Origin of the sequence: Enterobacter sp. A103 (assembly GCF_034427535.1) — a bacterium.
In the GTDB taxonomy this organism is placed as follows: Bacteria; Pseudomonadota; Gammaproteobacteria; order Enterobacterales; family Enterobacteriaceae; genus Enterobacter; species Enterobacter asburiae_B.
Map to the genome: position 1 here is coordinate 952,701 of NZ_JAXQPQ010000002.1, position 14,371 is coordinate 967,071.

Sequence of the window (14,371 nt, forward strand, 5' to 3'; positions counted from 1 at the left end):
CGTGGGAGAGGGTCAGGGTGAGGGCATCAGCGCTGCGCGTTCAGCTCAGCAATGTCTTTCGGCGTGGTGCGACAGCATCCGCCAATCAGCTTCGCGCCGGCTTCCAACCACTGCGGCAGATACCCTACCAGCGTCTCGCACGCTTCACCGTGGTGGTGCCAGGTTTTGGTTACCGCGTCATAATGCTCGCCCGAGTTCGGATAGACCACCAGCGGCAGCGACGTCAGGCTTTGCAGATGCTTCAGCGCCGCCGTAGTGTTTTCCAGGGCGATGCAGTTAATGCCCAGCGCGACAATCTGCGGAGAGTTTGCCAGCGCGCTGACCACCTCGCGCAGCGGCGTGCCGTCGCTCAGGTGTTCGCTGTCGCGCAGGGTAAAGGAGAACCACGCCCGGGCGCGGGGGTACCCGGCCAGAAGCGCCGCCAGCGCCTTGATCTCCACAAACGAAGGCAGCGTTTCGCAGGCCAGCAGGTCAGCGCCCGCATCCAGCAGCGCTTCCACGCGCGGACGGTGGAAGGCAGTAAACTCCTCGATGCTGCGCACGTAGTCGCCGCGATACTCTGATCCATCCGCCAGATACGCGCCGTACGGCCCCACGGAGCCCGCCACCAGCAGCGTGCCCGCATGCGGGTTTTCAGCCAGATACGCTTCGCGCGCCTTACGCGCCAGCTCCACGCTTTTACCGATCAGCGCGCGGGACTGCGCCTCGTCCAGACCGCGCGCCGCAAAGCCCGCAGGCGTGGCCTGATAGCTGGCGGTGATCGCCACCTGTGCCCCCGCGCGGTAGTAATCGAGATGCACTTCGCGAATGAGTTCCGGGTTTTCCACCAGCACTTTGGCTGACCAGAGGCTGTCTGCCAGGTTACAGCCGCGCGCTTCCAGCTCCGTCGCCATCGCGCCATCCAGCACCACAAACGGCTGTTTTTCGAGGATGGCGGTAAGCGGGTTATTCTGCGACATGTTCAGGCTCCTGCGATGTCATATTTCGGGTCAGGTAGTACGCACCATAACACAGGGCGACAAACGGAAGCCCGCAATAAAGGGCAATGCGCTGGCTCGGGTCAAACCACAGGCCGACACAGGCCACCACGCAGAGGATAAAACCGAGCACCGGCACCAGCGGATACCACGGCGCGCGGTACTGCAGCGCAGAGAGCGGCTGGCCGGACTGCAGATGACGGCGACGGAAAACGAAGTGCGACGCGCAGATGCTGATCCACACCGCCACCACCGCAAAGCCAGAAATCGCCGAGAGCGCGACAAACACCGTGTCCGGGGCCACGACGCTTGAGAACAGCGCCAGCACGCCGCCGAGCATAGAGACCGAGAGCGCCGTCAGCGGCACGCCGTTTTTGTTCACGCGGGCAAAGCAGCGCGGCAGCGTTTTCTCGTTCGACAGCGACCACAGCATGCGCCCGGAAGCGTACAGTCCCGAGTTCGCCGCCGAGAGGATCGCCGTCAGGATCACGAAGTTAACGATGTCTGCCGCGTAAGGAATACCAACCTTTTCAAACACCAGCACGAACGGGCTCTTTTCCACGCCCGCCTGCTGCATCGGGATCAGCGCCGCCAGCACAAACACGGTACCGATAAAGAAGATAATCAGGCGCGCAATGGTGGTGCGGATCGCAACCGGAATCACCTTGTGCGGATTTTCCGTTTCGCCCGCCGCGATGCCGATGAGCTCCGTCCCGGAGAAGGCAAAGTTCACCGCCACCATGGTCATCAGGATCGGCAGGCCGCCGTGCGGGAACCAGCCTTCGGCGGTGATGTTGCTTAAGCCCGGCGCGGGGGAACCGTCCTGCATCGGGATAAAGCCAAAGACCGCCGCCCCGCCAAGGATAATAAAGGCGATGATGGTGATGACTTTCACCAGAGAGAACCAGAATTCGCCTTCCGCAAAAAAGCGCGTAGAGATGACGTTCAGGCCAAAAATCACCACGCAGAAGACCACGCACCACGCCCAGACGGGCACCTGCGGGAACCAGTACTGCATGCAAAAGCCCGCGGCGGTGAAGCTAGAGCCGAGCGCCACCGTCCAGGTGAGCCAGTAGAGCCACGCCACGGTGTAGCCCGTCGCCGGGCCAAGATAGCGGGCGGCATAGACGTGGAACGCGCCGGTTTCCGGCATCGCTACGGAAAGCTCGCCCAGACACTGCATCACCAGCCAGACCACCAGCGCGCCTATCAGGTATGCCAGCAGCGTGCCCGCCGCCCCGGTCGTTGAAATGATGTATCCGGTATTGAAGAATAACCCTGTCCCAATCACGCCACCCAGCGAGAGCATAATCAGGTGGCGTGTTTTCATGGTGCGCTTAAGCTGCCCATTTTCTTGTTGTGTTTGCATATTACCTTCTATACGTATGGACATCTAAACATCCAAAGAAGGTGTGTTATACCGCGATTGTTAATAAAAAGCTAGATGACCAGACGCAAACGGGCACGCCTCGCGCTGAGTCTGGGGTGGGTCGTGAGGATCACATAGAGAATCGGACGCCAGGCCATAAGCACCTCCGCAAGCAGATACTTACAGCATGGTGCGGGAAGCGGCGATCTTCGGTCAGTCGAAAGTGGTAACGATGAACCCTCGGATCATACTTTTACGCTTCCCTCATGGTATGTCGCCACCAGGCAGGCATCATGTCGTCGAAGGAGTGATTTTCCGGGGCAAACTCCGGCTGGTCCGGATCGTCAAACACGCCAGTAAATAAGGCAACGGTGGGTGAATCATCAATCGCGCCAATTGAACTGCCGCAGGTGGGGCAAAACGCCCGGCTGGAGTAGTCCGACGATCGCCATGTCGCCGGACGTCCGCCCGGACCGATCCACTGCACGTTTTCCGCCGGAAACTCAATCCATACGACGGTTTGTGCGCCGGTGTGTTTCTGACAGATATCGCACGAGCAGGTGTGCACATTGCCCCCATTCGCAGCGGTAAAGCGAACCGAGCCGCATAAGCACCCACCTGAAAAGACCTTTTCCATGCTGTCGTCCTGAGCTGTTTAAAATCTCATCAAAACATAACACATTATTGAGGTCTGTATGCCGGGTCAGACGCGAAGCCATCGCCCAGCACGCCAGCGGCAGAATTATTGGTAAATCCTCAAATCAGTTCTATAGTCGACTCTGCTTATTCGTTACCAGGAATCACTATGCGCTTTAATGGACTGACCAAAGGTTTCTTCATTTTTATTCTCGCCCTCGTCACCTGGGCCTTCTTCGACATACTGTCGCCCTACTTCTCCGCGATACTGTGGGCCGCCATTCTGACCGTCATCTTCAATCCGGTAAAAAACAGGCTGCGCGCCGCGCTGGGGGATCGCAACGGGCTCGCCTCGCTGTTGACCATTGGCATTATCTGCCTGATCGTTTTTATTCCGTTGATGGTGATCCTCTCCTCGCTCGCCATTGAGCTGAACGTGGTTTACACGAAGCTTCAGGAGAACAACACCCAGTTCCCGGAAGTGGTGGCGAGCATATTTAACCATCTGCCTGACTGGGCCAGCGGCTTCCTGGCGGATCACAACCTGACCAACGCGGCGCAGATCCAGAAAAAACTCTCTGATGTCGCCCTGCAGGGCGGGCAATATCTCGCCGGCAGCGCGTTCCTGATTGGCAAGGGCACGTTTGGCTTTGCGATTAGCTTCGGCATCATGCTTTATCTGCTGTTCTTCCTGCTGAAAGACGGCCCGTATCTGGTGCGCCAGATCCTTGACTCCCTGCCGCTGTCTGATTTCGCCAAGCAACACCTATTCGCCAAATTCGTCGGCGTGTCGCGTGCCACGGTAAAAGGAACGGCGGCGGTAGCGGTGGTTCAGGGCATCCTCGGCGGGATTGCGTTTGCTATTGCCGGTATTGACGGCAGCGTGCTCTGGGGGGCGCTGATGGCCTTCCTCTCGCTGGTGCCCGCCATCGGCTCGGCGATTGTCTGGGTGCCCGCCGCCATCTTCCTGTTCGCCACCCATCAGCTTTGGCAAGGGCTGTTTATTGTCGGCTTCTTCGTGATTATCGTCGGGCTGGTGGACAATATCCTGCGCCCGCTGCTGGTCGGGAAAGACACCAAAATGCCGGACTACCTGATTCTGATCTCCACCCTCGGCGGCATGGAGCTGTACGGCATTAACGGCTTTGTGATTGGGCCGCTCATTGCCGCGCTGTTTATCGCCTGCTGGAACCTCTTCTCAGGGCGCGATCACGAAGGTAACGCCGAAGAGCTGGACCCCGACTTCATCGAAGAAGGAAAAAATCCTCCAGAATTGTGAGGATGTGACGATATAGACCACACCAGGCGGCGCTGTGCCGCCTTTTTTTTCGCCTTAAATCAAACGTTTTCTATAATTTGAAAGAACGCCATCCTACTCATGTCGTAAAAGGATCATCAGGTGCGAATCGCGACGATAACAAACTGGGCCTATGGTGCCACGGTCTGCCTGACCATCGCCTCCGGCATCATCATGCTGATGGCGTCCAGCGCTGATACCCTCGAGCGTCAGGCCGTTGAACAACGGCAGAAATTTGATCAGCTCACGGAAGATATCGAAACCGATATCTGGGCCCAGTCTGATTTAGCACGGCTGTACGTCATTAAAAAAGATCCTCAGGTTCTCAAGGAATATAACCAGGCGGAAAACAGCCTGAAGAGCATCGAGCTTCGGCTGGAAAAGTTGCAGGATAACGGCGCATCGGATGAAGAACTGGCCCTGCTGCATGAAGGAATAAAGATCGTCGATGAGCTGCAGGACGAGCAGCAAACCGCCCTTTCCAGCCTTGAGCGAGGAGAAGACGCGCAGGCCGTTGCGCTACTCTACGGTGCGCCCTATGAGCAGGAGCTGGAGCGCGCGCAGAACCAGATCGATCACTTCCGCCAGATACTCGACAAACGCGTCATCGCCTCCGTTCAGGACGCGACAAAAAAATCGAAAGCGCTGCGTACGGCCTCTGAGCTGATGGTCGGCCTGACCGCCCTGCTGTTCCTGTTTGTTCTCGGCTTTATATTAAAGCGCCGCGTGCTGCGTCCCGTGGTGCGCCTGAGCGACGTGGTGCACCGCCTGGCATCCCAGGATTACGCGGTTGAAACGCCCAATTTCAACCAGATTGATGAGATTGGCGACATGGCCCAGGCCATCCGCATCTTCCGCGAAAACGGCCTGGCGCGACAGCGTCTGGAAAAAGAGCGCGATGCCGACTGGGCCATCCGCGAGCTGCTGGCGCGCATGACCCAGCGGCTGCAGGGGTGTGAGAACTTTAACGATGTGATTAACGTGGCGGAGCTGTTTGCGCCTAATATCGCGCCGGGTATCGCGGGCCGACTTTACGTCCTTGACCGCGATCCGTGGCAGATGCGCTGCGTCGCGCAATGGCTTTCACCGGTTGGTGAAGAGACGACGTTCCACCCGGACGAGTGCTGGGCCGTGCGCCGCGGGCAGAGCCACCCGCCGGTAAACGGTGAGCCGGATATCGCCTGCTACCATCTTCCGGCATCGCAAGCTGAAAGCTCGCTGTGCGTGCCGCTTATCGCCCAGGGCGAGGCCATTGGCCTGCTCTCATTCCAGAATATTACGGCGGACAACGCCCCATCCCGCGCCTATCTGGAACTGATGGCCGAAGCGCTCGGTCTGGCGCTGGCCAACCAGCGTCTGCGCGACGCGTTGCTGGAAAAAGCCTTGTTCGACCCGCTCACCGGCCTGCGTAATCGTCATCATCTGGAAGATACCCTGCAAACCCAAACGGCACAGGCGTTGCGTACCGGCGAGCCGTTAAGCTGCATGATGATCGACATCGATCACTTCAAGAGCATCAATGACCGCTTCGGCCATGAAGCGGGCGATCAGGTGATTAAAAGCGTGGCGTCAATTGTTCAGCGGGCCGCACATGACAACGGACTCGCATTCCGCTACGGGGGCGAGGAGTTTCTGGTCCTGCTTCCCGGTGCCGATGAACCAGAGGCGCACGCCTGCGCGCAGAAGATTTACAATAGCGTGCATGAGCTGTCGCTTCGCTACGGGCTGACCGAGATTGGGCCGGTGGATGTGTCGATTGGCATTGCCAGCTACCCGCAACATGCCCAGACTGACAACCTGCTGCGCGCCGCGGATGTGGCCTTGTACCGGGCGAAAGAGCTGGGCCGCGCGCGGATTGTGAGCTTTGGGATGCTGGAGGCGGGTTAGCTATTATTTTCACGCCACTGCTTTACCATCTCATCCGTAACTTCATTTTTATAACAAATGGGAGCATAGCCTCCCGCTTTACTCCATGCGCTGCGTCTGCCGCAGGCGCTTCCGTTTCTGGCCCGGTTAAAAGGACAGGCGCATACTCCTGGATAAGATGCGATCGACTCTGCAATAACGTTCTCTTTAACCTGTTCACTGGAAACTGAACTGTTTTTTGCCATAGCGATGTCCGCAACAAAAAAGCAGCACACAGCGCAAAGCACCATCAAGAATGGTCTTTTTTTCATTTTTTGATTCGTTTTAAGGAAAGGTGTGCACACGATAAGCGGCGAATGAAAGAGATAATCTGATTTACATCAATGAATCTAATTCGTCAGGAACAACAAACCTTACACGTTCTCGCTTGAGAAATAGAAAACTTTAAATTACATATTTCGTCGCTATTTCTCAGTAAGAACCTGTCCTGCCACAATTACCGTTGTGATAAGTAGCCCTCCTTTGTGACGGCGAAAAGGTTTAAACTTTTCGTGATATTCTTTCTTTACGCCCCTTAATTTTTATACTCAAACCATATTCGCCACTGTATTAACACATGTCACGCGCAATACGTTGTGCATGACATGTGAAGATATTTTGTTATGGAAAAACGTCTATGTCGAAACTGGATTTGAGATCCAAAAAAACCTGGGGCGCGCTGGCATCGATCGCCGTTGTCGCCGGTACGCTGGCATTTGCTTTTGCATGGACGGCGGGCTGGCTTGGTTCACGCACGGTCAGCCAGGCACTGGTGGGTGAAACACCGAAACCCTTCCCGCCGGGTTTTCGCCGCGCGCATGGAAAAGGCATCTGCTTTGCTGGCACCTTTACGCCAAACGGCTCGGCAAATTCTCTTTCAACCTCCCGCCTCTTCTCACAGCAGGAAGTGCCCGTGGTGGGCCGATTCTCTATTGGTACTGGCGATCCCCATGCCCCGGATAGCACGACCAAAACCCTGAGCATGGCGCTGCTGCTGAAGACAGATGACAAGCAGCAATGGCGAATGGCGATGAACAACGAGCCTTTCTTCGCCACGCACAGTCCGGAAGGTTTTCTGGCCTTGCGAAAAGCCACGGCTGTCGATGCAGCCACTGGCAAACCGGATCCACAGCGTCTCGCAGACTTTTTGAAAGCGTACCCGGAGGCGGAGAAATACCTTAAATGGGCGGCACAAAAACCCGCGCCCGGCAGCTTCGCGGGCGCGACGTTTTACAGCATTAACGCCTTTTATCTTGTGAACTCGCAGGGAGATCGCCAGGCCGTTCGCTGGATGATGCGTCCGCACGAGCCTTTCCTTTCTATGAGCGATGAACAACGACAGAAAGCCGATGACAACTTCCTGTTCGAAAACCTGCGTCAGCGCCTGGCGCAGAAGCCACTCTATTGGGATTACGTTTTGCAGCTCGCACAGCGGGGCGATCCGGTGGATGATCCTTCCCAGCCATGGCCGGACGATCGCAAACAGATGGTTGCCGGCACGCTGGAAGTGACGCGTGTCGAAGCACAATCCGAGGGCGCGTGCCGCGACGTTAACTTTGACCCTTCGATTGTTCCTGCAGGCGTTGCGGTGTCTGATGATCCCATCTTAAACGCCCGTTCCGCTGCCTATTCCCACTCTTTCAGTCGCCGTGAGCGGGAAATCGGCTACGGCAAGGCCACCGAAGCTGTGCAAAAGCAGGAGGTAAAATGAGCTCGAATAAAGATATGCGAGAGCATGCGCCGCAGCATTTCAATATCCTGGCGCGAAGCCTGCATTGGCTGATGGCGGTGATGATCCTGGCCATGCTTTTCATCGGTGCCGCAATGATGACGTCGTTACATCACCGGATTTGGTTAATCGACCTGCACCGGCCGCTGGGTGTCGCCATTTTACTGCTGGCACTGGTGCGTCTGGTCAACCGGCTCCTTAGCCGGACGCCCCCACTTCCTGCTGATTTGCCCGTCTGGCAGGTGCTTGCAGCAAAGGCATCACACTGGATGCTGTATGGGTTAATGCTGGCAATGCCGCTGCTGGGCTGGGCGCAACTGTCGGCAGCCGGGCTGCCGATTGTGATGTTTAGTGGCCTCAACCTGCCGGCGATTGCCCCGAACAGTCCAGCACTGTATGCCTGGTGTCACGACGCCCATAGCCTTCTGGCAAAGTTGCTTTTTGCTGTGGTGCTGGTCCATATCTCTGCCGCACTCGTTCATGCGTGGATCTACCGGGACGCAGTGTTTTCCAGCATGGCGAAAGGGGGGAAGTCGGCGTCAGCCATCCAGGATGACATGAAGTAAGGCAAGCGATATGGGACACGCACCATCAGAATGGTCGTGTCCTCGCTTATCGTCGTCATCCTGAAACAACGGACACAACCGGGGTGCGTATTTAGTCTCCAGATTCGCGCCCCAAAAAGCCAAGGACATCCTAAAATTGTCGCGGAAGTTAATATCCATCAATTAAAGCGATTATTTTTTAAACAGAAGAGCATTTATGCCCGCAATTTTAGCTTTTATCAAAAAGTTAAGCGTCGCTCTAGTATCAAACACCCTGTCACCCGCAACACCTAACCCATTGATTAAAATGGGTTTATATCAACAAAAACGATAAAACCCCTTACTCCTCAACAAAATATATAAACTCGTGTGATATCTAAATTATAATTCTTATACTTATGTTCAAAAGGTGGAGGTCAAAATGCGATTAACCCTACTGCTGTTATGCTGTCTCGTACAAAGTGTAACCTGGGCTGGCGACCTGCCAAAACCAGTTGGTAAACCCATTTTAACGATTTACGGTAATATAGAAAATACCAATGAAAATGGAAAAGCAGTGTTTGATCTCGCCAGCCTTGAAAAACTCGGAGTAGTGAGTTTCGAGACGACATCTCCCTGGTATAATGGTCGTACGAAGTTTGAGGGTGTTCCAATGAACAAACTCATGGAGTATGTGGGTGCGAAGGGAACTAACGTTAATGTTATTGCGCTCAATGATTACTCTACCGTGATCCCTCTCAGTGACTTTAAAAAATACAACGCCATACTTGCCTTAAAGGTCAATGGCGAATATATGCGCATCCGCGATAAAGGCCCATCGTTCATTGTATACCCCTATGACAGTCTTCCTGAGTTGAATAATCAGATTTATTACTCACGATCAGCATGGCAGGTTAGCAAAATGAAGATTGAGTAGTCGTTCAGGAGAACATAATGAACAGGATACTGGTTGGTATCATTTTTTCTCTTTTTATCACGACAGGATATATTGCATTCCTTGTTTACGATCGCCAGCAGGAATTGCAAAAACTGACTCAATACACTGAGTCCTGGTCCGTGGCACAACTGGTATCAGAGTATTACCGTTTTGAATCATGGCTTGGTCTATACGCAACCGATACCGATGACGTTACGATAGACCAGGTCCGCATGCGTCTTGAAATTATGCTCAGCCAGAGCGATTTAATGAAAGGGGGTGATTTAGGTCGCTATATTGACAGTGATAAAGCGCATCAGGAGCTCGCTTTGCGCTTAGAGAAAATACTGGCCTATCTGGATAGCCATCTTGAAAAAATGAGCCACCCAGAACTACAGGCATACCTGACAAATATGCATGACCTTGATGCGCCGCTGAGCCAGCTTTCTGCAACGGCATTGACGAAAGATATTAACACGGTTAATGAATCCAACCATAAAATACAAATCCTGTATTATATTTATTCGGTACTTTCATTATTACTGGTGATATTAAGCTTTATTCTGGGTTTCTTAATGATCTACCAGAATAAAAACATTCTCAAAGCGCACATGCAGGTTAAAAGCCTTGCTGACGAACTGCAAATATCAAAAGAAACGCTGCAAATTCAGAACTCGAAGCTGGAATATGATGTTTATCATGACTCCCTCACCGGCATGAAAAACCGCCTTTTCTTCTGGGACGATCTCAACAAAATTAATCTTCAGGCAGATAAAAACCATATCCCCGTCACGGTGATGTTATTTGATTTAGACCGCTTCAAAGAGGTCAACGATACCTATGGCCATGATGCCGGAGATTTGCTGTTGAATCAGGTATCCAGACGCCTCACCTCAATGAGCAGCGCCACTGATACGTTTTACCGTTTGGGCGGAGACGAGTTCGCCCTTTTGTCCAGTGGCCTCACTGAAGCTGCCGCCGTTTCGCGTGCCAAAGAAATCAGCGAACATATCAGCCAGCCCTATACGATTAATAACCAGCTGATAAAAATCGCCACCTGTGTGGGTATCGTTTTATCTGATAATGAACGGCGCTCTGACTACCTTTATAAATTTGCCGATCTGGCGCTCTACGAAGCCAAAAAAGAGGGCTCACAGCAGATAAAAGTCTTCCGTCAGTGGATGCTGCAAAAGTTGCAGGAAAGCAGAACCCTTGAACATGATATGGCACTGGCGATCGATAACCATGAATTCGTTGTTTATTACCAGCCTATTGTCGATTCATTCAGCAATGAAATTTACGGCTATGAAGCGCTTATTCGATGGATACACCCGGTGAAGGGGCTACTGTCACCCGATTACTTTATTTCCGTCGCTGAAAAAACGGGGATGATCAACCAGATCGGCAAAACCGTGCTGGAGCTTGCCTGCCGGGAAGCGGTTTCCTGGGCGGTTCCGGCAAGGATCTCTGTGAACGTCTCACCCGTTCAGCTGGGCACGAAATCCTTTACGGCAATGGTACAGTCCATCCTGAAGGAGACAGGACTTCCGGCGAACCGTCTTGAATTAGAGGTTACGGAGTCATCGCTCTTCAGCGACAGCAACACGCCGATCACTATTCTCAAAAAGCTGAGAACGCTGGGTGTAAGAATTTCAATCGATGATTTCGGGACGGGTTATTCGTCGCTCTCACGTCTGAGTGAACTGAATTTTGATAAAATTAAAATCGACAAATCCTTTGTGAACCCGATATCCACGCAGGATGATGCCCTTAATATCGTTAAATTGATAACCGGCATGGCGAAGAGCCTCAATATGAGGGTCATTGCAGAAGGTGTTGAAACCGAAGCGCAGCTTGAACGTCTTCAGGCGCTAGGCTGCGATCTCGTGCAGGGATATCTGTTCGGAAAACCACAGGCTGAGATTGACAGGAAGATTAGATACGGTTGAAATGGTTGCGCGGCTTTTTCTGGCCCAAAACCCTTTAATCGATTGATAATCAAAGGTTAAACAATGAAAAAAACAGCCCCGGAATATACGCCTGTTGATTTATCTCGTTGGGCCAGGAAGGAGCATTTTGAAGTATTCCAGTCATTTGCTGAGTGTACAATTAACCAAACGGTTCTGATCGACATCACCGCGCTGCGAAAACATATCAAAAAAGTCGGCTGGAAGTTTTATCCGACGATTATTTTCCTCCTCTCTAAAATCATGAACCGGCATCCGGAATTCCGTATGGCCGTGAAGGACAATGAGCTTGTCATATGGAATGAAATTCATCCCAGCTATACCATTTTCCACCCTGAAACAGAGACCTTTTCTTCATTGTGGAGTCACTTCGACGGCAATATTCATCACTTCCAGAACACCTATGCAGAAGATGTTGCGCGCTATGGCAATAACCTTTCTTATTGGCCGAAAGAAGAGTCCCGGGAAAATGTCTTTTTCGTATCGTCTATTCCCTGGGTGACGTTTACGAACTTTACGATGAACATTGCGCACATGAAGAACTTCTTTTCCCCTATGTTCACGTTTGGAAAATACTACGAGCAGGATGGGAAAGTGTTGTTGCCTATGGCGGTACAGGTACATCACTCGGTGTGCGATGGTTTCCATGTGGCAAGGATGTTTAATGAGTTGCAGGAGATGTGTGATGGTTTGCCGGAGCTGTCGGAGGAATGTAATGGCTGATGCACAAGGGACAAATGTTGTTTATTTGATTGTCGGAAGACTGCTTTAAAATATGGTGCGATAATAGGAACAAAATCATCAACACAAAGGCATTGATTTTTAATCACTTTACTTAATTCGATCTTTTAACATACCCCCATAAGTACCCCCAAATGTTTGCATGTATGACTTAATTGCAGATCAGAACAACAAGATCAATCACTGCAATCGGCTCTGATTAAGTGCCTTATCTACAAAGGATGCTATTCAGGCCTTTTTTTAGTAGCGCTCAAAAGTATCAGGTATCAGCCTCATAGCCGAGCTCATTCACTGTAGTGATGTGATGCCCCCTTCCCTGAAGCAGGCAGTGCCATACTTTACTGTCTCCGTTTGCTACGAGAGTATATAACATGAACCTGGGCAGACTTGCCCACACAGATTTAATCACGTCGTTTGCCTCGCGCCGACTAGGCCGCACTAGTAGATCTGGGTTTATTTTAAATGACACTAAACGCCTTTTACTATGCTGGCGCATTTCAGTCCACTTCGGAATGGTTCGATTGACCGACGTTGCACTGCTCGCACATAACCTGCAGGTTAGACAGTTTTTAACACCAGAGACGGGTATTTGCTACGTGGCTTGATATGACGTTGGTCGTAGTTGCTTTCAGAAGTAAGTCACGCTTGAAATATTAGGCTGCCGCTTGCCAGGAACGCAGTCAGGTGTTCAAATTTTATGCGGCAGTGTCGACTTCCATATAAGCCGTCAGAAATATCGTCCAACGTTCGTCCAAGTTGGTGGAGTTAATCGGCTTAACTGTCTTGATAGTCTTACCTTCATAAGCAGCCAGATCAGGATCGCTTTCCAAGATGGTGAGACTAAAATGTATTGTCATGGCCAGCGGATCAATCGCGCACATTCCAGCGTCAAACAAAGTATGCAAGTCGGCACGGAGCAGCAGGCCGTTTTTAAAGCTCGCACCACCTTTGCGGGCGTGCGCCAACAGGTGAGCCGCTTCGCAACGCATCAGGCTTGCACCGGAAATCACGCAGCGTTCAAAACAGTTCAACGCCACGTCAACACGGAATTGTGCCTGTGTACGGCGGCGCATACCGTAAAACGGTATATCGCCTTTAGCGTCGCGTTCCACCAGCTGACGAATTCGCGATTTACGTGGTTTGCGTACTCCCGATATGCGCTGTTTTGACTGGCTTGGCTCCTCTTCTTTTGGACTTGAAATAACGACATCAGGCGCTGTTTCGGTAACTAATACCGCTTTTGTTGTATCAGAAACACCCTCAACTGGATCGGCACCGTAAATTTTGTTGTAAAACGGTTTTGTATATTCCAGCTCGTTCTCCAATTCAAGTTTAGGATCCGACTCAGGCACTAGCAGAACCAGTTTAGGCGTGGCCAGCAGAAGGAATTCAGGCATTGGAGCGAACATTTGCGCCACCGCTAGCAACTCATCCTCGGTTAACGATGCAGTAGCTAAAAAAAGCGCTATGCGTTCTTTCTCGGGAATTCTGTTGAGTTTCTTATGGTTCATCCCTACCCAGCGGCGATACGATAGCACTCTCATATGTGGGAGGCCTTGAGCAATTTCCAATGGGTATTTTGGATAAAGCATCTGCGGTAAATTTTTCGCTGAAACTGATGTAATTTTCTCTTCTGTAAGAGTTGTGTCTTTACGCATTAGTTTTGCTGTACGTGCAACCGCGGCTGCACGCTTTGCCTGTAATGCCTCAGATTCTGCCTTTTGCTTATTGATCTTCGCTATCTTGCGATCTGCGTCGGCGTTACCATATAGCTCCAACTGTTTGAGAGTGGCGATCACCTTGCTCTTATCCATCCCACGAGTGAAGGTATATGTCTTACCCTTCCAGTTAAAGCGCACGTCATGCTGTTCAATGTGCACGCTCGCATCACCCTGATCAGTTTTTTCAAAGAAAAATTGAAACTCGGCGCGGCTTATCTTCATGATTTCGCATGCTGCTACCGTGGCCTGTGAGTGAGCTAGCATGTACGTAGAATCACGCGGACCGCAATGAACGGTGTTCCAACAACCCGGAGTCCAATTTCCGAAAGCGTAGTGATTTGCCTTCCAAACTCGTCGAGTATAATTAGCACGACTAATGACGTGCTTATAACCGTTGTGTTCACGAATAATCATTTCATTTCCCCGCTCGGCACGGCGATATTTTGGCCTGCCAGCTGTTGTCAACTTCCGCGCAAACGGCGTTATATTAACGGCGAACGGCCTTACAAGTACTTATGTAGTCTTCCAGTTCTCGCGAGGCTATCAGTTCGCAGCCTTCCAAATCACG

12 protein-coding genes are annotated in these 14,371 nt (G+C 52.2%); 7 read left to right on the forward strand and 5 right to left on the reverse strand.

The genetic code is table 11. The features are described 5' to 3' along the window. Positions 1-26 precede the first annotated feature (26 nt). The 3 genes from mmuM to SPH27_RS10175 all read right to left on the reverse strand — a co-directional run bounded on the left by mmuM (position 27) and on the right by SPH27_RS10175 (position 2,983). Positions 27-959, reverse strand: a complete 933-nt coding sequence (gene mmuM, locus SPH27_RS10165; RefSeq protein WP_096150024.1) for a homocysteine S-methyltransferase — start codon at positions 957-959, stop codon at positions 27-29. After that, positions 946-2,346 carry an S-methylmethionine permease gene (mmuP, locus tag SPH27_RS10170; protein WP_023334652.1) on the reverse strand — a complete coding sequence of 467 codons (1,401 nt, stop codon included), beginning with the start codon at positions 2,344-2,346 and terminating at the stop codon, positions 946-948. Before mmuP ends, mmuM begins: the two co-directional genes overlap by 14 nt. A 253-nt stretch (positions 2,347-2,599) precedes the next feature. Continuing rightward, on the reverse strand, positions 2,600-2,983 hold the full coding sequence (locus SPH27_RS10175; RefSeq protein ID WP_047061215.1) for a GFA family protein: 384 nt from the start codon (positions 2,981-2,983) through the stop codon (positions 2,600-2,602). 168 nt (positions 2,984-3,151) lie between these two features. Here SPH27_RS10175 and SPH27_RS10180 point away from each other — a divergent pair, with 168 nt between their 5' ends. Together SPH27_RS10180 and SPH27_RS10185 are read left to right on the forward strand one after the other, a co-directional pair. Continuing rightward, positions 3,152-4,261, forward strand: coding sequence for an AI-2E family transporter (locus SPH27_RS10180; RefSeq protein WP_033144729.1), 1,110 nt, complete (start codon positions 3,152-3,154; stop codon positions 4,259-4,261). Between the two features lie 120 nt (positions 4,262-4,381). Beyond that, the gene (locus SPH27_RS10185; protein WP_182071859.1) at positions 4,382-6,166 is read left to right on the forward strand and encodes a diguanylate cyclase; all 1,785 of its coding nucleotides are present in this window, start codon (positions 4,382-4,384) and stop codon (positions 6,164-6,166) included. Here the strand turns inward: SPH27_RS10185 and SPH27_RS10190 are convergent. Beyond that, positions 6,163-6,456: a hypothetical protein gene (locus SPH27_RS10190; protein WP_071884809.1), complete on the reverse strand. Its 294-nt coding sequence runs from the start codon at positions 6,454-6,456 to the stop codon at positions 6,163-6,165. The genes SPH27_RS10185 and SPH27_RS10190 overlap by 4 nt on opposite strands. 365 nt (positions 6,457-6,821) lie before the next feature. Between SPH27_RS10190 and SPH27_RS10195 the strand changes: the two genes are divergently transcribed. The 5 genes from SPH27_RS10195 to catA all read left to right on the forward strand — a co-directional run bounded on the left by SPH27_RS10195 (position 6,822) and on the right by catA (position 12,064). After that, the gene (locus SPH27_RS10195) at positions 6,822-7,895 is read left to right on the forward strand and encodes a catalase family peroxidase (RefSeq protein ID WP_047061213.1); all 1,074 of its coding nucleotides are present in this window, start codon (positions 6,822-6,824) and stop codon (positions 7,893-7,895) included. Continuing rightward, a complete protein-coding gene (locus SPH27_RS10200) occupies positions 7,892-8,479 on the forward strand; it encodes a cytochrome b (protein ID WP_182071850.1) in 588 nt (195 codons plus the stop codon). Before SPH27_RS10195 ends, SPH27_RS10200 begins: the two co-directional genes overlap by 4 nt. Positions 8,480-8,879: 400 nt before the next feature. Next, positions 8,880-9,374 carry a molybdopterin-dependent oxidoreductase gene (locus tag SPH27_RS10205; protein ID WP_039263874.1) on the forward strand — a complete coding sequence of 165 codons (495 nt, stop codon included), beginning with the start codon at positions 8,880-8,882 and terminating at the stop codon, positions 9,372-9,374. 17 nt (positions 9,375-9,391) lie between these two features. Beyond that, positions 9,392-11,323, forward strand: a complete 1,932-nt coding sequence (locus tag SPH27_RS10210) for a putative bifunctional diguanylate cyclase/phosphodiesterase (RefSeq protein ID WP_087822967.1) — start codon at positions 9,392-9,394, stop codon at positions 11,321-11,323. 63 nt (positions 11,324-11,386) lie between these two features. Further along, a complete protein-coding gene (catA, locus tag SPH27_RS10215) occupies positions 11,387-12,064 on the forward strand; it encodes a type A chloramphenicol O-acetyltransferase (RefSeq protein ID WP_182071848.1) in 678 nt (225 codons plus the stop codon). A gap of 713 nt (positions 12,065-12,777) precedes the next feature. On the opposite strand, the gene SPH27_RS10220 is transcribed toward catA, so the two are convergent. Beyond that, positions 12,778-14,217 carry an HNH endonuclease signature motif containing protein gene (locus SPH27_RS10220; protein ID WP_274242185.1) on the reverse strand — a complete coding sequence of 480 codons (1,440 nt, stop codon included), beginning with the start codon at positions 14,215-14,217 and terminating at the stop codon, positions 12,778-12,780. Positions 14,218-14,371 lie beyond the last annotated feature (154 nt).